This window comes from Oculatella sp. LEGE 06141 (assembly GCF_015207605.1).
GTDB lineage: Bacteria > Cyanobacteriota > Cyanobacteriia > Elainellales > Elainellaceae > Oculatella.
Map to the genome: position 1 here is coordinate 1 of NZ_JADEWO010000090.1, position 18,099 is coordinate 18,099.

At 47.6% G+C, this 18,099-nt stretch carries 20 protein-coding genes and 1 pseudogene; 4 read left to right on the forward strand and 17 right to left on the reverse strand.

From position 1 onward, the window contains the following. A partial coding sequence (locus tag IQ268_RS29920) for a hypothetical protein (RefSeq protein ID WP_228035849.1) occupies positions 1-191 on the forward strand: 191 nt, incomplete at its 5' end. 137 nt (positions 192-328) lie between these two features. Further along, complete coding sequence (locus tag IQ268_RS29925) at positions 329-1,474, forward strand: App1 family protein (protein WP_193886768.1); 1,146 nt, start codon at positions 329-331, stop codon at positions 1,472-1,474. A 208-nt stretch (positions 1,475-1,682) separates the two neighbouring features. Here the strand turns inward: IQ268_RS29925 and IQ268_RS29930 are convergent, their stop codons facing one another. From IQ268_RS29930 to IQ268_RS29985, 14 genes and pseudogenes are all read right to left on the reverse strand, one after another. After that, on the reverse strand, positions 1,683-2,219 hold the full coding sequence (locus IQ268_RS29930) for a cold shock domain-containing protein (RefSeq protein WP_193886770.1): 537 nt from the start codon (positions 2,217-2,219) through the stop codon (positions 1,683-1,685). A 161-nt stretch (positions 2,220-2,380) separates the two neighbouring features. Beyond that, the gene (locus IQ268_RS29935) at positions 2,381-3,016 is read right to left on the reverse strand and encodes a Vat family streptogramin A O-acetyltransferase (protein WP_370584726.1); all 636 of its coding nucleotides are present in this window, start codon (positions 3,014-3,016) and stop codon (positions 2,381-2,383) included. 179 nt (positions 3,017-3,195) lie between these two features. Then, complete coding sequence (locus IQ268_RS29940) at positions 3,196-3,624, reverse strand: hypothetical protein (protein WP_193886774.1); 429 nt, start codon at positions 3,622-3,624, stop codon at positions 3,196-3,198. A 352-nt stretch (positions 3,625-3,976) separates the two neighbouring features. Then, entirely contained in the window at positions 3,977-4,534 is a 558-nt protein-coding gene (locus IQ268_RS29945) for a DUF305 domain-containing protein (RefSeq protein ID WP_193886776.1), read from the reverse strand. Positions 4,535-4,787: 253 nt separating this feature from the next. Further along, positions 4,788-5,057, reverse strand: coding sequence for a hypothetical protein (locus IQ268_RS29950; protein WP_193886779.1), 270 nt, complete (start codon positions 5,055-5,057; stop codon positions 4,788-4,790). A gap of 980 nt (positions 5,058-6,037) precedes the next feature. Next, complete coding sequence (locus tag IQ268_RS29955) at positions 6,038-6,622, reverse strand: putative glycolipid-binding domain-containing protein (protein WP_193886781.1); 585 nt, start codon at positions 6,620-6,622, stop codon at positions 6,038-6,040. Positions 6,623-6,880: 258 nt separating this feature from the next. Further along, positions 6,881-7,257: pseudogene (locus IQ268_RS33635) on the reverse strand (GIY-YIG nuclease family protein). A 53-nt stretch (positions 7,258-7,310) separates the two neighbouring features. Further along, complete coding sequence (locus IQ268_RS29960; RefSeq protein WP_193886783.1) at positions 7,311-7,784, reverse strand: GNAT family N-acetyltransferase; 474 nt, start codon at positions 7,782-7,784, stop codon at positions 7,311-7,313. Between the two features lie 181 nt (positions 7,785-7,965). Beyond that, positions 7,966-8,784, reverse strand: coding sequence for a GNAT family N-acetyltransferase (locus IQ268_RS29965; protein WP_228035851.1), 819 nt, complete (start codon positions 8,782-8,784; stop codon positions 7,966-7,968). A 184-nt stretch (positions 8,785-8,968) separates the two neighbouring features. Continuing rightward, on the reverse strand, positions 8,969-10,147 hold the full coding sequence (locus IQ268_RS29970) for a WG repeat-containing protein (RefSeq protein WP_193886787.1): 1,179 nt from the start codon (positions 10,145-10,147) through the stop codon (positions 8,969-8,971). A 24-nt stretch (positions 10,148-10,171) separates the two neighbouring features. Next, entirely contained in the window at positions 10,172-10,936 is a 765-nt protein-coding gene (locus IQ268_RS29975; RefSeq protein WP_193886789.1) for a hypothetical protein, read from the reverse strand. A gap of 147 nt (positions 10,937-11,083) precedes the next feature. Next, positions 11,084-11,902: a HEAT repeat domain-containing protein gene (locus IQ268_RS29980; protein WP_193886791.1), complete on the reverse strand. Its 819-nt coding sequence runs from the start codon at positions 11,900-11,902 to the stop codon at positions 11,084-11,086. Further along, positions 11,889-12,020 (reverse strand): hypothetical protein, encoded by a 132-nt coding sequence (locus tag IQ268_RS33165; RefSeq protein WP_255527308.1) that lies wholly within the window; start codon positions 12,018-12,020, stop codon positions 11,889-11,891. The genes IQ268_RS29980 and IQ268_RS33165 overlap by 14 nt, the downstream gene beginning before the upstream one ends. Positions 12,021-12,117: 97 nt before the next feature. Continuing rightward, positions 12,118-12,645, reverse strand: coding sequence for a hypothetical protein (locus IQ268_RS29985; RefSeq protein WP_228035852.1), 528 nt, complete (start codon positions 12,643-12,645; stop codon positions 12,118-12,120). Positions 12,646-12,890: 245 nt separating this feature from the next. Here IQ268_RS29985 and IQ268_RS32580 point away from each other — a divergent pair, with 245 nt between their 5' ends. Next, entirely contained in the window at positions 12,891-13,031 is a 141-nt protein-coding gene (locus tag IQ268_RS32580; RefSeq protein WP_228035853.1) for a hypothetical protein, read from the forward strand. Between the two features lie 231 nt (positions 13,032-13,262). Beyond that, positions 13,263-13,556, forward strand: coding sequence for a hypothetical protein (locus IQ268_RS29990; RefSeq protein WP_193886793.1), 294 nt, complete (start codon positions 13,263-13,265; stop codon positions 13,554-13,556). A 64-nt stretch (positions 13,557-13,620) separates the two neighbouring features. Here the strand turns inward: IQ268_RS29990 and IQ268_RS29995 are convergent, their stop codons facing one another. From IQ268_RS29995 to clpB, 3 genes are all read right to left on the reverse strand, one after another. Further along, the gene (locus tag IQ268_RS29995; protein ID WP_193886795.1) at positions 13,621-14,160 is read right to left on the reverse strand and encodes a DUF456 domain-containing protein; all 540 of its coding nucleotides are present in this window, start codon (positions 14,158-14,160) and stop codon (positions 13,621-13,623) included. Between the two features lie 18 nt (positions 14,161-14,178). Continuing rightward, positions 14,179-15,030: a M48 family metalloprotease gene (locus IQ268_RS30000; protein WP_193886797.1), complete on the reverse strand. Its 852-nt coding sequence runs from the start codon at positions 15,028-15,030 to the stop codon at positions 14,179-14,181. Positions 15,031-15,211: 181 nt separating this feature from the next. Continuing rightward, complete coding sequence (gene clpB, locus IQ268_RS30005; protein WP_193886799.1) at positions 15,212-17,830, reverse strand: ATP-dependent chaperone ClpB; 2,619 nt, start codon at positions 17,828-17,830, stop codon at positions 15,212-15,214. Positions 17,831-18,099: the final 269 nt, after the last annotated feature.

Sequence of the window (18,099 nt, forward strand, 5' to 3'; positions counted from 1 at the left end):
CTTCAACTCAGCCCAATCCAGTTTCACCATCTGAGCTGCCCCAACCGACTCAAATTCCGATCGCTGTTCCGGTTCCCACCGAGCCAGAATCGTTTCAACCCGATCCGTACTCTCGTCTTTCCGGATCAAAGCCGGAGCCGGATGTTCCGGCGATCTATGCTGGGGCACTTTACATGATGGGAATGGTTTAGTTGCTGCACCCTATCCCAAAGGCTCTCATCCTGCCTGGATCTATCCATACCGCTCATTTTGCCATTGGTCTGCTGCTCCCCTTAGAGTAGAAGAGATTTCATGAGAGTTGCGGCGATCGCAGAGGCGGGAGAGTGAAATGACCGACTGGGAAAAGGCATTATCCCAATGGCTGGCTGAGCTAGAATCGCGCTATGACACCCTCAAGTCAACGGTTCAAGAAACGGTGGGTTGGGGCAGTTCGCTACAGCTAATTCCCTATCGGGGCTATGGTTCCGAGCGGCAGGTGGTGTTGACCGGGCGCGTATTGCGCGACAGCAACCTGAGCAGCGCCAGCGCTGATTCTTCGGTGTGGGAAAACTTGCTTAGTACCTACAAGCGCTTTGGCACAGAAGTCATTCCTGGAATACGGGTGCAGGTCAGCATTGCCGGACAGCAACAAGAGGTCGTTACGGATGATCGGGGGTATTTTCGTCTTGTCATGGCTCCGGTGCTTTTATCTGGCGATCGCCATTACTACGATGCCGAGCTGAACGTGTTGCCATCGTCCTCAGATCTGGCGATCGCCACTGCAACCACTCAGGTATTTGTGCCATCCCCACAAGCAAGGTTTGGTGTCATTAGTGATATTGACGATACCGTTGTCTATACCTACAGCAATGATTTGCTGCGGATGATTCAGATTGTGTATTTGGGCAATGCCCGGACTCGCATTCCTTTTCCTGGTATCTCTGCCTTTTATCAAGCCTTGCATCAAGGGGATAGCGGTGAGGAATTTAACCCGTTTTTCTATGTTTCCAGCAGCACCTGGAACATTTACGATCTGCTGGTTGATTTTTTGGAAATTCATGGGTTGCCCAAGGGGCCTTTGTTCCTCAATAACATTGACTTGTCATTGACAGAACTGCTATCGTTTACCCACGATCGCCACAAACTTAGCCAAATTCGCCCGCTGTTTGACGCATATCCCAACCTTCCCTTTATCCTGGTGGGCGATAGCGGTCAACGCGATGCCGAGATTTATCATCAGTTGGTACATGACTATCCCAATCGAATTTTGGCGATCTACATTCGTAATGTTAGCCCCCATGATTTTCAGCGACGGCAGCGGTTGAATGCGATCGCCCAGGAAGTGCAGCAATTGGGAGTTGAGTTTGTGACGGCACCGGATACGCTCATTGCCGCTACCCATGCCGCCCGTCGTGGCTGGATTGCAGCGGATACCTTACCGGCCATCAAAGCGGATGAACGCTACGATCAAGCTCAGGCAGATCAATCAATGTAGTGTTTCCATGATGGTGGGCGATCGCTCTCTGGTGATACTTCTGTACAATCCAATAATTCTTTAACGACGATCGAATGATCTCTGTTGTAGGGATCTAACCCGATGACGTTGAACGAGTTAACGGTGAAGTGCAGCGACGGCAGATATACCTTGAACTTGGCACCAGCGGTTTCCGTCCATCCGCTGCCATGACGTTGGGCGGTTATAGCTACCTTGGTGCTCTACGCCAACCGTTGGCGATCGCCTCGGACTCTGTGCAAAACCATCTCTCTCCAGCCGATGAAGTGATAACAGTTGATTCATAATCCTCCATACCTGGAAGATGATACAACTTGTTTCCTGTTGCAATTGAAATATTGCCTTTAATAACACACTCTGGCTGTGTAACAGATGTGATTGGCGAAGGGGAACGACTACGATCAATCTGCATTGTAACCAGAGTAATAGTAGCTAGAATTACAACACCAAAAGCAGTTTCGGGCAATTTGCCTTTTTGTTTTTTTCTGTTAGTTGGCAGCGGTTGAGGGTCAATACCTTGAATAGAGGCTCTGGTAGCACGCATCTTGCCACTGGGTTCAGCAACTTGCTCGTATAGGATTGTGTCTCCAACCTTTGGACGGCGACCTGCTCTCAATGCACTGATATGTAAGAAAATCTCTTTCCCACCATTATCCGGTTTGATGAAGCCAAAGCCTCTGTCATCCTTCCAGGTTGTTAGTTGCCCCTTCTGTAAAGCAGGTTTCATGCGGTAGTCCGATTGTGTGCCTCTTTATGTAGTTTTCCCAAATGCGATCGCCGCACCAACACTCTCAAAGCGATACCACACAGACCACCTCAAAGTAGATTAGCCTTTGATACTCAAAGGTAACCTCGCTATACCGCCCCAACTGGGATTCGACTGCGCTGCTACTGACAATGGATTAGCGCTTCAATATCTGCCGCTACAATTTTTTCCAGATTGCGCGTAATTTTCTCAATATCCCAATTCCACCAAGCAACCTCAAGTAATGCTTGAATCACGTTATCCTCGAAGCGCTGTCGGATACACTTCGCTGGATTGCCACCGACAATGGTATAAGGTAAAACATTGTTCACCACGACTGACTTTGCAGCAATAATAGCCCCGTCTCCCACCTGTACTCCTGGCATAATCACCGCTTCATAGCCAATCCAGACATCATTTCCGATCACCGTATCGCCTTTGTAAGGTAGCTCATCCGGTTGAGGCTCTACCCTTTGCCAGCCATTGCCAAAAATCGAAAACGGATACGTCGAAAAACCATCCATTTTGTGGTTTGCCCCATTCATGATGAACTTTACGCCTCGAGCCAAGGCACAAAACTTGCCAATGATTAAGCGATCGCCGATGAATGGAAAATGGTACAGGACGTTGCGCTCAAAGTTCTCTGAATCTTCTGGATCGTCGTAATAGGTGTAATCTCCAACAATGATATTGGGATTTGATACTGTGTTTTGGATGAAGCAAATCTGCGGAAACCCTTTCATTGGATGCTTATCTTTTGGATCTGCTCCGTACACAATTGGTCACTCCCAACTTTCAAAATGCATGACATTTGCATCTTATCCAAAAACTCAAATTACGGCTCTAGCCTACAACAAAGCAGTCGAACGGTGCCCGTCACCCGCCGCAGACAATATTTGCATTACAGGCGATCGATTTTCGACGGTCGGTGTGCATGGGCTTTGTTATGCTGTCATGCTTACTCAGCATAGCTTTGCTTCAACGTCCCATCTGCAATTGCCTGAAAATCTTTAACAATGCTCGGTAGCGCACTTGGATCAAAGCTAAACCCAAACTTCAGTTCATGCTTAAACCGTGATAAATGCCCTGATAAATGTCCAACTAAAGCCATGTGACCAAGACTATCTGTAGAAAAAATTCTCAGCCAGAACTGACCTGGTGACATTGATGAAAGTTCTGCTTCACCCTGCCGTTGCTTTTCCAATTCTTGCAACTGATTAACAAAACTTCTTAGGCTTTGAAGATCAACCCACATCCAGGCTTGACCTGCAAACCCAAATGATTGCACGCTAATCTCAAACCGTGTATCTCCTGGTGTAGGAAAATGATCAGGGATGCGCTCTGTCGCAATCATCTCAAGAAAATTATCACGTTCACAAATTAACACCGCTACACCTTTAGTTTTGTTGTCTCACTGATAGTTTTGTTGTCTCACTGATAGTTTTGTTGTCTCAGTGAGCACTTCTTGAGATGTTCAAGGCTGATCAATGATCCTTCGATTACTGCCCATCCAAAGAACTTGTAGCCTAACCGATCGCTTCAGACACAGTCTAAACCGATCGCTACTGAGATGTTTCGGATAAGCGCGATCGCCTTCAATGATTCAGTGCAAGACCTTGGTGCGGAGTAAGATAACGACCAAGTTCACCGGATGTAGACAACCTTTGCAACTCAACCAAACAGTTTGTGGTATTTCAGTGCAGCGACTTGTTGGGTATTCACTACGAAAACCTACTTATTTACTGAACTGCTTCTCTAATCTGACGCTCCATATCTGGGGTTATTTCGGTCGAGCGAGCGGGAAGCTCTGCCGCCCCCTGTTCTCCGTCCCGCGCAATATCATTGAGAAGCAACTTCATCATGGCTATTTCACGAACCTGCGACTCAATGATCCCATCCGCAAGCTCACGAACGCGCGGATCGCTAATGCTTGCCTTCCGCGCATTGTTAATGGCAATTGAGTGGTGGGGAATCATCGACTTCATGAAGTTGGTATCTCCGATCAGTGCCTGGGTTCTATTCACGGAGATTAAAATCAAGGCGAGCGCGGTAGCCAAGCCGAGAACGGTGATCTTGATTCCTACTCCTCGGTACATCGACCACATAAAGGACAGCATCACAACAGTCATCACGCACCCCATCACCAATGAAGCGACCAGTCGATTTACGCTAAACATTGCGTGATCAAGTGAGTATATGAGCTGATACATCAAGAAGAACATGATGAAAGTTGATGTCGCGATCATTGCCGCAAATCGGTTCCAGCTCATTCCCGACATTTGTTTCTGTTGATCCATATTGCTTCTCCATCGGAGCGCTACTATTTCAAAATAGTGTTTTGGCTCGACTCCCCGCATCACTCCTATGACTAGCTTACATTGTGAACACGAGTCCAACAGTAGTTCCAGCAGAATTTAAGAACCTGCCGGGGTCCAACATCGAACGTAGCCCAACGGTTGCGCTCACCGGACGCAGATAACCTTTGCAACCCAACCAACAAGTTTGGTACGTTCCCGGTGTAACGCAATTGTTAGGCAGTTGCCTATTCAACTATCCATCGTATGGTTCATCAGTGCGTAGTGCATTTGGAGCTTGTTCATCGAGTGATTGCCGATATCTCAAGCATCCTTCGAGAAATTTCGGCCATTCTGGAACCGTTGGGATAGGATCAGTCTTTTCTGGCAGAAGCCCCCACAGATCAGGATGATGCCAACATAATTCATGGCTAGAGGTATCGCGGTGTTTGCGAATTCCATCCCTAAGCTTTTTAATTTCAGCAACAAGCTCAGCATGGGATAGTTGATCCAGGTCTTCGTCCATAATTCGCTATCTACAAAGGTGGTTATATTTGTATTGAAGCGCAAGTGTGCTGTCTGACGGTTCCCCTCACCGAACAGAGTAATCACTGCTACTCTCCAACAGCTAAACTTCGCTCCGGTATAGTGGAATTGTTAGCTGGTATTTATACCTTCGAGTTTCTCTAACAAGCTACGGAGAAGGTTAGGAGAATTTAATCGCTCTGCAATCTCTATTGTCGTTTGTAATGAATCAAGATCACTGTGCTGCTTTAAAAGATTTATCTTGCTCTCATGTAGTAGATGAAATTTGAATACAGCCCATTAAATTGTAGAAGAACTGTCATGATTATAGGTTCTGGCAAATCCTTCTCAAGTAGTATCACCATCAACTCAGAACGTATCTGGCAACCTATCTTTGGATAAAACTTGCTCTGCCCAATTTTTGATTTGAGGATGTGGGCACGGCTACAGCAATAACCGATTAACATTGTGTACCGATTAACATTGTGTGTTGACTTTAATTGATTGCTAATTAGCCAATTAATCGCTTCGTCAATAAGTTTCACTATTTTTGACTTGCTTGAGTGTACGCCTGCATTGATAAACATCTCTTACGCTTCTAATTACAGCAGTTCTCAATCGAGTCAGCCACAGTCTCGCCAAGATGGGTGTGGGGTGTAGGGTTTGAGGTGGGGTGAATGCAAATGAAAATGGCTGTAAATCGAACAAATTTTCAGTCTCAATTTAAATAGATGCTCTTTCAGATTAGTAATTGCCCAAGTTAGATCTTTGAGGTATTTCTGTTTTAGATTTGTTGTTCGGCTGCTGATTATAGCCACTTTACCTCCAGATTTCTGTCTAGCTAACGACCCTGCGCACTGGATGCAGGAAACCTTTGCACGTTAGTAATCGCTTAAATTTATTCTGGTGCAGCAGGCTTGTCAGGCAGTCGGCACAGCGTTCTTTTCTATGCCGCTGGTCGCTCAGGTAACTCTTCACCGCTCACCTGCTGTCTATCACCCGTCGGAACAGGTCTGGGTAGTCCAATACGATGCCATCTTCGTCCACGGGTAGCTGTGCCGTGAAGCCACTGCCATCGAGGTTCTCGAAGAGGTAGAGCCGCTCAGACAGCCGTGTATATGCCTGCTGTTGCGGGTGAACCGTCAGGTCGGGTGCGGAGACCCACGCCATGCGGAACTGCCGACGCTCACCGACAGCCATCGGCTCGCGGCGAATTGGGAAGCTGTTAGTGAAAGGGGTTGGCCAGATATCAATATCCACGCAGCCATCAAGCTTTGCGTTGGACTGTCCGTCACCGTCTCGCCATTGTCCCTGTCCGTCCGTTCGCAGACTTAGCGATTTGGTGGAGTGCTCCGTCGCGACGACTAGCTCTGCATCGTGGAGCCGCCATGATTCGTCCCAGCTCAGGCGATAGGTGAGCCGGAATGGGCCATGCTCCTCGTCAAACGCGAGCACGACGCTGTCAGCCACACGCTCAGTTAGGAGGAGATGCTCTAACCCTACGCCCTCTCGCTCTTTGTTCCAAATAGGTATCCAACAGATCGTTCGGCACAGTGTATTTACCATCGTGACTCCGTCCGTACTGCCGCATAACGTTCGCAACTACTGGACACCAGTAACTTCTACAACTATCCCATCAAACTGATGGTTTCGGTGATTGCGAGCGTTAGACTGCACCTCACCGATCGCCATCTTGTTGATTACTGTCCACGCCCTGGTTTCCAATCTGCGAAACCCAACGCTTCTGTATCCAGAAAACTAGCGATCGCCATATCAACTACTGCTTCGATGGGATACTCAATTTCAGGTCTGGCTTGCATAACTTTACATCTCCATTGGGATTTGCACGTTGCAAGGCGGCTCGGTGGCTCTTAAAATCATCGCTTCTAGCTCCAATAATATAACGCAGGGCTTTCCAGTGCGAAATCACCTGCATCGCAATCCGCACATCCTCATCGTTATATTTATCAAGCCATGCCCATAGAAAAGCTTTATCCCACTGCTGAAACGACCCCGTAAACTTTTAGTTTTACGGATGTATAGCAGCCCATCAGTCCTGTGTCTGATTGTGTAAATGCCAGGACGAGAAGGAACATTTTCAAATCCACGGCTCAATGGTTGACATGCTCAAAAGGAATGAAGGCGATCGCGTCTGAAATCCTTCGAGCTTGGTTGTGCAGGTCAGAATCATTCGTTGGCACAAAAGTAAAAAAGAGAGTTGCACAGAAGTCATGCTCTCCCAAACTCTTCGCCTTCATAGCTTTCGCCGCATCTCGATCTGAAAAGCTCCAAACCCCAAACCTTCATACAACGATTTTGCTGGTGAATTTTGCAAAACATGAAGGTCAACTTCTGTACAACCCTTGTCTTGCCCCCATTGAAATGCTTCTTCCATTAGCGATCGTGCAACTCCAGATCGTCGATGCGTAGGAACAACGTAAATCGCGTGGATATGCAGAGATGCTTTTGGTAGGAATACAGGAGGTAAATGAGCAATGCTGGCTTCGAGAATACCAATCAGTTGACTGGGTGCAGCGTCCAGTTCTACACCAAGAAAAAGATGATCGGGAGAGTTGATCTGCGATTGGATGCAATCGCGCAACCAAGTCGAACCAGCATCAGAGTTTTGAAACACATGACCACCGAAAGATGCCATCTCATCGAGCATTGCTTGAAGATATTCAACAATTGTCTCGGTTTCATGATAAGAAAGCTTTCGGATTTGCATATCAAGATTTACCTCACAAATATCGGTCTAACGGCAAAATGCAGCGGCGCAGATTACCTTGAACGCTACACAGTTAGTTTCATCCGTCCACTGCCATGCAGTGTTAGCTGTCATTGAGCTTAGGATAATGGAATGAAGAACTGAAAAGTAAATCACCTCTTTCTTGCCGATTTATAGCAAATTAAATAATGTCTACTGGTAATCTCAAGCGCATTAACCGATAATGACCAATTTTCTCAAAACCCAGTGCAGTATAAGCTTTTTGAGCGGCGAGATTACTTTTACCTGTAAACAAAATACTCTTCTCGACTCCTTCACATCGTGCATCTAAAAGCGAGGCAGCAACAACCGATCGGCCATATCCACGCTTACGAAGTTCTGGAGGTGTCCACACTCCTCCAACCTGCACAGCTTCCTTGATTGCTGTGTTGAAAGAACTACACGCTACTGGCTTACCGCTGTCCTCAAGTATCCAAGTGCGCCTTTCATTGAGCGATCGCTCAGCCGACAGCCGACATCTCTTCCACAGGTGGGGTGTATCTTTGTCTCCAAGCGCCTCAATAGAGTATGCGACTCTCCACTGGGTAAGTAACTCTAAATCATGGGGTGCAATTCGTCGTCCACGGAGCCTACCTGAACTTAACTCAGCTGGTACGTGTAAGTCTTTTAGTCTCAAGCTATAAAGGTTTTCTAATTCATCAAACTGAATCTTTGATTCGTCAATTTGAAGTACCTCTTTCACTGCACTGACTTGATCATTTGGACCTATTAAGCCAGCTATCTGACGTTGTGAAGCTTCAACGGCTGCTCGCCACAACGAATCCAGGTGAACTGGAGCTTGAAGAATCAGGTTTTGATTCCAGTAGTGAGCTACAACGCCAACAATTCTCTCATCTTCAAATGCTGCTGCGTAGGTTCCTGTATAGGCTTGACCATTATCAACCAGACCAGATGTCCGCATGTTGCCAATCAGAAACATGGATGATTCAGCATGAGGCATCAAGAAAGTTTCCAACCCTGATTCATCACCAGATTCAAGAATTCTAGTCGTTGCTTTACTCATCACTTAGAAGTCTGCTCTTCTTTATCCTATATTTTCCTGGCAGCTAACGGCGAAGTTGAGCGGCGGCAACCAACTTCTGCATCATAACCGATCGCCCCTGCCCCGCCGTTCCAACGCAGGGTTAGGCTGCATCCACTTCGGATGACTGTCTTTTAGCATTCTGTGCATTACTCTTCGTAAACCGTTGCCAAGCTCTCCAACAAGGCACTAATCCATACCAAAAGAGAAATGCGACTACACCTGTTTTGTAGAGAAAACCGCTGCCTACTTCACTTAACTGCATAAAGCTAGTTCCCACCACATTACCCCAGAAGCCACAATATCCTGTTGCAATGACTTTTCCAGTCTGGTCAATATAAGCTAGTGCTGCATTTGACCTTAAAGTAACTTGTGCTAGACCTTCAGAAAAACTCTCCCCATTGTGGAACTGGGATGGAATTACAATCTCTCCGGTTGAATTGATGTAGCCCCAGCGTCCTTGTATCTCTACTGCTGCAACACCTTCTGTGAAATCACGTGCTCTATCAAATTGAGGTGAGATTCGTAAATCTCCTTCTGAGTCAACATAGCCCCACTTCTGCCCAACTCGGATTCGGGCTAGCCCTTCCGAAAAGTCCCAAGCTTCATCAAACTGCAATGGAATCACAAGCTGTCCAGTTCGATCAATAAAGCCCCATCGCTCATGTTTCTCAACAGCAGCAAATCCTTCAGAAAAATCTCGTGCAAAACTGCATTTGGGAGAAATAATACTCTCCCCCATGCGATTGATGAAGCGCCACTTAGAGTTATTCACGACTCTTGCGAGTCCTTGTCGAAAATCACAAGCTGCATGAAAGCAGGGAGGTATCACAACTTGACCAGATCGATCAATATAGCCAAAGAGCCGATTCATTCGCACAGATGCTAACCCTTCAGAGAAGTCATGAGCATAGTCAAATTGTGGAGGAATAATCAGTTGCTCTTGTTGATCGATATACCCGTATCTATGATCTACCATAACTCTCGCTAGACCTTCAGAGAAGTCATGAATGTAGTCAAAATCTTGAGGTGGGATAACGAATTGCCCTGTCTGATCAATAAATCTCCAACCCTCTCTGACTCTGACTCGCGCTAAATTTCCAACAAACGGGCAGGCAAGCCAATCTCTTGGTTCGATAACCGTTTCTCCAATAGAGTTGACATAACCCATTCCGTTCCTATAGGTAACTGGAAATAAGAGTTTTCTTTGCATCTTTATAGCTTCTGGAGTATTCAGTAACCCTAGACTATCTATCCTGTCAACAACTTTTAAATGCTGCATTTCCCCGCCGGATAGTATGACTACTTATATATGGACAACTTGCCCACAGACTCCGATGAGACTGCCAGATTCTGTCAGTGCTAATGCCAATCTTGGAAACACAGAACCACCATTCTCAAACGCTTCCTCGTCTAGTGGATAATCGCCAATCATGACGAAGACTAGACTGTGTAGTCTTTCCTGGCTATGAAACCATTTAATCATTCCTTGCCAAGCTGCTAGTTTCTCGTTTATCTCCTTATCAAAGTTCACGCTTTCCCACCATTGCCCCGCTTCCTCTAACGGCTCAATGACAATCCGGGCTTGAGGATAAATGGTTCCTCCAAAAGCGGAACGGACAACCGCTTCTGTAATTTGTGCTGGAGCGACTGCTCCCTGGTTCGCCGTAACGTAGAACGGCAAGAATAAATGCTCACCTTCATCACCGGCAACTTTAGTAGTTGCCATAATCTGGGCTACTTCCGCTGATAACTGTTGACACAGCGCCAGTTCAGCAGGATCGTGATTGTGTTCCAAAACCTCTCCATTTCGACCGATCGCCCCACAAGAGTAAGCAACTGCCTGTTTAGAGATCACGTTATCGAACCACTCGCCCTCTCCCTCAGAGCCATCTGAATCCGCACTGTCTAAGTATTGCTTCAGTGCAGCATATTGTTCAGGATAGCTATGCTTCAGTGCAGCATATTGTTCAGGATAGCTATATGAGTACACCTCTATCGCGGCATTGGGGTCAATACATTCCTTGATAGGTAACAATCGCTCTGGATCAATGTGACAGTCCCGAATCATCTCATTTCATGCATGAAAACTTGTTTGTGGACGCAGCATAACGACCAAGCCCACTGGATGCAGATAACCTTGCCATCTCAACTGACCAACTTACAGCGTTCCGGTGCAGCGACTGGTTAGCCTACGACTTGCACAGTCTTACATTGATCAGCCCGCTTGAGCCATATCTATTATGAATGTTTCAAGCTCATCTACAGAATATTGCATTAATCCTTGAGTATACAAATAGTTTGTGAAAGCACTCACGACACAAGCAAAGCACAATGCTGGTTTGTATTGGCGTTCCAAGTCTTTCCGTTTCTTTTTACGCTCAGCTCTCGATAGTTCATGCCCTTCACTACGAAATCGCAGCAGTTGATACTCATATTCTGCTTCCAAACGAACATGGATGTTTATGTCTTGGCGCAACTGAGCAACATATCTGCGTTTACGCTCCAATAATTCGTCATCGCTGTTAAATTCGTGAAGCACTGCAATAACTGCCCATCGAGTTACGTAAACTGGACTGCTCATCATTAAGTCAAGCAATTCCCAGAAGTTTTCAGCTCCAAGCCACCCCAGTTCCCCAAGCAATCTGGGTAGCACCAATGGATCAATATCTCTCAATTTTGCAAAGGCTTGGCTCAGAATATTAGCGCTGTCGTAACTACAAGTTTTTCCCAAAGTATAAATCGCTTGCTCACAGATGAAGTGGTTGGTAGAGAAAACAAGCCCTTCAAGAGTTTTAACAATTGAAGACTGCGGATACTTCTCAATAAATTCTTTGCAATCGGGATGCCGATTACCAAAAAGCAACAAATCTCTAATGAAGAGACAAGTCAAATTGACAGTTTCATCATCCTCAGATTGAAGAAGTATATTAATAGTATTGCAGAGTTCTGCTGAAGGCGTTGAGTTAACGATCGCAGCCAAGTAATCAACGTCTTGAAGATGTCCTAAGTATTGTAGGATCTTAGCTGCCAGCATCTTTATTCAAGTCTTTAAAACTAATGACAATATAAAGATTACCCATGCTGCACTGCAAAATAGCTGCTTCTCGATTTAGTGCCACAACCCAGAATCGCAGCAGGCTAACGATCGCCATCAGCGGCGACCCGTACCTTTACATCCACACCAGCAAACATTACTTGTCCGTTGCATGGCGCTTGTTAGCTTGATGCAAACAGCACAGGCAATATTCATCAACGTCTAAAGCCCTTTGGATCGGCTAGGTATCGATCTAGGTCGGGGTCCTCACTGGCTCGCCACTGTCGGTCAACAATTTCGTACTCCTCGCTCAATTCGGCACGAACAGTCTCCAACAAAGAATCTACAGCCGCATTGAAACGATCGCACTCTGCTTGCCGCCAAGGACTTGGATCGGGCGGATAATCCCAGTTTAGAGATGTATCATGCCACTCTGCTAGAGCACGTACCGTTTCCGAAGTTTGAATACTCAACCCCAACGTTTCAGGCTCAATTGGTCCAACATCAAACTTGGCTCTCGCTGCATCATTGCCGCACCAAAACGGTGAATCACAACCCCAATCGTAGAAAAAACGAATTTGGTATTTGTGCTCTGTTGAAGGTTCTGCTTCTTTTCGGCTTACACGATTAGCCACAGCCTTTCCTCGCAGGAGGAATTGAACAGTTTTGAAAATCCAACTGAGACCATGAATCATTAGAACAATAATGCTAGCAAGACTAGCAATCATCAGGAGGAAAGTCATCTTGCTCAATCTACTAAGGGCTTACTGAATAGTTTTCTACTGTATTTCTACTCTAGCCATTATCATAAACAATCCAAAAACTTCGACCTTAGTAGGAACGAAGCCAGCTAACTATTGATTAGAGCGAAAAATTCAGTATATTTCTCTGCATTAGAGAGATATGTTGAAACTTTGCAGCACATCTATGCCAATCGGGTGGTTAGCCTGAAATGTTTCTATTTATTGTGCCTAATCCAGGTAGTTACATGGAAAGACTAAGAAAGCTTCTTGCCCCAGTGTGCGATGTCATCCGCCTCAAGCGTATTGGATATGTCAGGCTCGATCGCCCCCTCCCTCCACTCTCTGTATTGACTCTGCCAGACAAATCCCGTACCGTGATGAGTTAGGTTGTTTGTGGTGTAAACCACAGCAGAGCAACCAGACACCAAAAATCTAGTCGGCGCTACCCAAGGCTGCTGGAACCAGCCAAGGATAGCTGACCCCCACGTTGATCTCGGCAACGCGGAGGCTTGGGAGATCTTACCACTCCTGCAAGCCACCCTGCTTTGCGCTTCAATGATATGCGGGGTGGCTAGGTTTTTGGCTTTCCTTACCGTTAGCCAAACAGGAGACTTATCATGGCTGATTTCATTGATGACCTGCCGATCGCCCATGAACCGCAGGAAACAGGAGCGATCGCATTCCCTCCTCGCCATCCCAGCCGCAGACCATTGCGGGTGCTGTTGTTGGGCGATAAACAGGATGTGATCAACACCATCAAAAACCTGCATCGACGCGGTTTTGCCGAAGCAGGTGAATGGAGTAAACCTGTACTCTGCCCCAACTCCGCAGAGATGAATGACCGCATCCTGCTCAACCTGCCGCCCGATCGCTGCATCAGCATTCTCACCAAATATCTGACGCAGGAGTAAGCAAAGTAAAAAGGGGCGATCGCTCATCAATGATCTTTAATGAGCTTTAATGAGCGATCGCTCCCTACAACATGGAAACCAATGGTAAGGTCGTGGCTACAAAAATAATGACCGCCAAAATGGCTAACATGCCATCAATTAAGTTACCAATGAAGGAGCCAAGAACGGTTCCCAGACTGGCTTTAAAGGCAACCTTCACTTTCGATTCATCTGCTTGCTGTCGTCGAAACAACAGCTCACCAATGAACGCTCCAATGAACGGGCCAAACAAAATGCCAAAGATGGGGCCGCCAAACGGTAACGCAGGCAAAAGGCCAACCACGCCTAAAACTAATCCTGCAATGGCACCATACTGCCCCCATTTGCTCGCGCCAAATTGCTTTGCCCCCCAGGAGGCTGCCATAAATTCGATCGCTGCACTCAAGACCAAAATGGCAAACACCACTACAATTGCCCAAGTAATGCCAGCAAATTGAGTTGCCACCGACCACACCAAAATGGCACCCAGGATTAAACTCGACCCCGGCATTCCGGGAATCAGTTCACCCACAGCACCTACTACCATAACGGCGACTAAAATCCAGTAGAGAACAGTAAAATCCATGAGTGAACCTCCGCAATATCAGCGCAGACGAGCTTGAACGACCTGAGCAAATTCGGTTTCCCTTTCTTCTAGCTGGGGTGGAATGCCATTTGGAAACGTTTCTGCAATCAACGCTTCCAAATTTCCAATCCGATTGCCCGGATTGGGATGTGTACTGAGAAATTCTGGCGATCGTCCCCCTTCTTGAGCCGCGTTCAAAATTTCCATCAGCTCAACAATGCCCTGGGGGTTGTAGCCCGCTTCCGTCATGAAGCGAAATCCAAGGCGATCGCTCTCCAGTTCATCATCTCGCCCATACCGCAAATTGGTTAACTGATTCACCACCTGGGCAATGATGGCCGCTTGCCGTCCCTGTTCATAGGAATCGCTGGCAACCACACCGATCGCCTGCACCAACAGCGAGCCTAACCGTTGTCGGGCGAGCTGTTCCGCCGCATGACGAGCCACCACATGCCCCACTTCGTGCCCCAACACTCCAGCCAACTGCGCTTCATTCGTCAATCGGCTCAACAATGCTGCTGTAATAAACACAGGGCCTCCGGGCAATGCCAGCGCGTTCACCGTTTGTGGATCGTTTAAAACATGAAACCTGAACGGGTAGGCCGATTCAGACACAACAGAATTTTGCACAACTTGCTGCCCCACCTGATCAACGTAAGCTTGTAACGTGTCATCGGGGTATAACCCACCAAACTGGGCAGCAACGTCGCGTTGGGCTTCTTGTCCCAATACCACTTCTTGCTCTGGCGTTAACTGTACCCGCTGGCTTTCTCCGGTAATTGGATTTTCGGAGGTACTGCCAAAATAGCTAAACAAACCAAACACCACAAACAACAGCCCCAACACCAGGCGAACGAGAAGACTGCCCATCCAAGGATTCCACTTGTTTTAGCGAGAGAATATCACGCCTGTGGTTCACCAACATCAATCTAAGGAAAGGTGAAACTGCTCAACGGCCAGTAGATGGGTTTGTGTTATCTCTGCATCCATATAAAAAAGCGGGGTAAGCATTGCTCACCCCCGCTGCTTGTGAATCTCTATCCGGAAGAGATTACATTGTCACTAATTCGGCTGGAAGACGCTTAAACGCCAACCGCTCATTTTCAACATCTACAAAGATGGTGTCTCCTCCCTGGAATTCACCCCGGAGAATGTGTTTGGCGATCGCTGTTTCCAGTTCACGTTGAATCGATCGCTTCAATGGACGGGCACCATAGACCGGGTCGTAACCAATCTCGGCCAGGAAATCGAGTGCCGCATCCGAGAGCCGGAGCGCCATCTTGCGATCGTCCAACCGCTTCGCCAACCGCTGCACCTGAATTTTGACAATCTCGCGCAGTTGCTCTTTCTTCAAGCTGTGGAAGATGATGATTTCATCAACCCGGTTAAGAAACTCAGGACGAAAGCTGTTCCGCATCGCATCCATAACGCGCGATCGCATCTCGTCGTAGCGATCGTCATCCCCCGCAATATCCAAAATGTATTGCGAACCAATGTTGCTGGTCATGATAATGATGGAATTTTTGAAGTCTACCGTATGCCCTTGGGCATCCGTAACGCGACCATCATCCAAAATTTGCAGCATCACGTTAAATACATCGGGATGCGCTTTTTCAATTTCATCAAACAAGATCACCGAGTAAGGACGGCGACGCACTGCTTCCGTGAGTTGACCGCCTTCGTCGTAGCCTACATATCCCGGAGGCGCACCAATGAGCCGCGACACCGAATGCTTTTCCATGTACTCCGACATGTCAATCCGGATCATGGCTTCTTCCGTGTCAAACATGTAGGCCGCCAATGCCTTGCCAAGTTCCGTTTTACCCACGCCCGTTGGCCCCAAGAAAATGAAGCTAGCAGTGGGACGGTTGGGGTCGGCCAATCCGGCACGCGATCGCTGAATGGCATCAGCAACCGCCGTCACCGCTTCTTCTTGCCCAACCACCCGGCGGTGCAGTTCGTCTTCGAGTTGCAGCAACTTCTGCATCTCCGACTCCACCAGCTTGCTGATCGGAATGCCCGTCCACTTCGAGATAATTTCAGCAATATCGGCTTCGGTGACTTCTTCTCGCAACAGCGATTTGCCGCTAGTTTGCGTTTCAGCCAGTCTCTTTTCAGCCGCCTCGAGCTGCCGCTGCAAATCGGTGGATTTGCCGTACTTCAGCTCTGCTGCTCGGTTCAGGTCATAATCACGCTCGGCCTGCTGAATTTCGATGTTGACGCGATCGATCTCTTCCTTCAGCTTTTGAATCGCGTTGATCACATCTTTTTCAGCTTGCCACTGTGCATTTAGCCCACCTTGTTCTTCCTTAAGGTCAGCTAATTCCCGCTCTAGCCGTCCCAGACGCTCTCTGGAGGCTGGATCGGTTTCCTTTTGCAGCGACAGTCGTTCCATTTCAAGCTGAAGAATCTTGCGATCGACCTCATCCAGTTCCTCTGGTTTGGAGGTAATTTCCATTTTCAGCTTGGCTGCCGCTTCATCTACCAGGTCAATGGCTTTATCAGGCAAGAAGCGATCGCTGATGTACCGGGTCGATAGGGTTGCTGCGGCAACCAGTGAACTGTCTGCAATTTTGACCCCGTGGTGGACTTCGTAGCGTTCCTTCAAACCTCGCAAAATTGAGATCGTGTCTTCAACGCTGGGCTGATCCACATAAACCTGCTGAAACCGCCGTTCCAGTGCCGCATCTTTTTCAAGATACTTGCGGTATTCGTCCAGCGTAGTGGCACCAATACAGCGGAGTTCGCCCCGTGCCAGCATTGGCTTCAACAGGTTCCCCGCATCCATAGCGCCCTGGGTTGCACCTGCACCTACAACGGTATGAATTTCATCAATAAACATGATGATCTGGCCGCGCGAGTCGGTCACTTCCTTAAGAACCGCTTTCAACCGTTCTTCAAACTCACCGCGATATTTGGCTCCGGCAATTAGCGCCCCCATATCCAGGGCAATCAAGCGGCGATCGCGCAACGACTGCGGCACATCTCCGCTCAAAATCCGTTGGGCTAATCCTTCAGCGATCGCGGTTTTACCGACTCCAGGCTCACCAATCAGCACCGGGTTATTCTTCGTCCGGCGCGAGAGAATTTGAATCGTCCGACGAATTTCGTCATCCCGACCAATCACCGGGTCAAGCCGCCCCTGACGCGCCGCCTCGGTCAAATCTCGCCCGTATTTCTCCAACGCTTCATATTTGCCCTCTGGATTCTGATCCGTCACCTTCTGATTTCCTCGGATTTGCTGAATCGTGCTTCTGAGTTTTGCCTCATCTAGCCGGAATTCTTGAAATAGAGCTTTACCAAACCGATCATCTTTAGCATAGGCCAATAGCAAATGCTCGATCGAGATGTACTCGTCTTCAAATTCTTTACGGTATGCGTCTGCCCGGTCTAACAACGTATCCAGCGATCGTCCCAGGTACACCGACGAGCCACCACCCGAAACCTTCGGCTGTCGTCCCATGAAGGCATCTGTAGAATCGCGCAATCCTTGAACATTGACACCAGCTTTGTTCAAAATGCTGGTTGCCAGCCCATCGCTCTCCAGCAGTGCCCGCATTAAGTGTTCAGACTCTAGCTGTTGTTGCTGCACTTGTTTGGCGATCTCAGGCGTGCGGGCGATCGCTTCCCAGGCTTTCTCTGTAAATTGATTTGGATTAGTCGGTTGCATAGGCGTTAGAACCAAACATTTAAGGTGGGGATAAGGCTTGAGTCTTCATTAACATATTCAGGCTGAGCACCAGGTTCACCGTTCTGGAAAGGCTATCACTCAACTCAATACCCTAAACCTAGAACTCATCCCTATTTCTGACTACCCAATGTCTAATGTCTAAATTGTAAGAAGCTTAAAGCATTAAAGGGGATCGGCGTTCACGACTCCTCGCAGGGGTATTTCCGTCTCCGTTCTGTTGTGGCGGGTTCATACAGGCAATTTGGCAC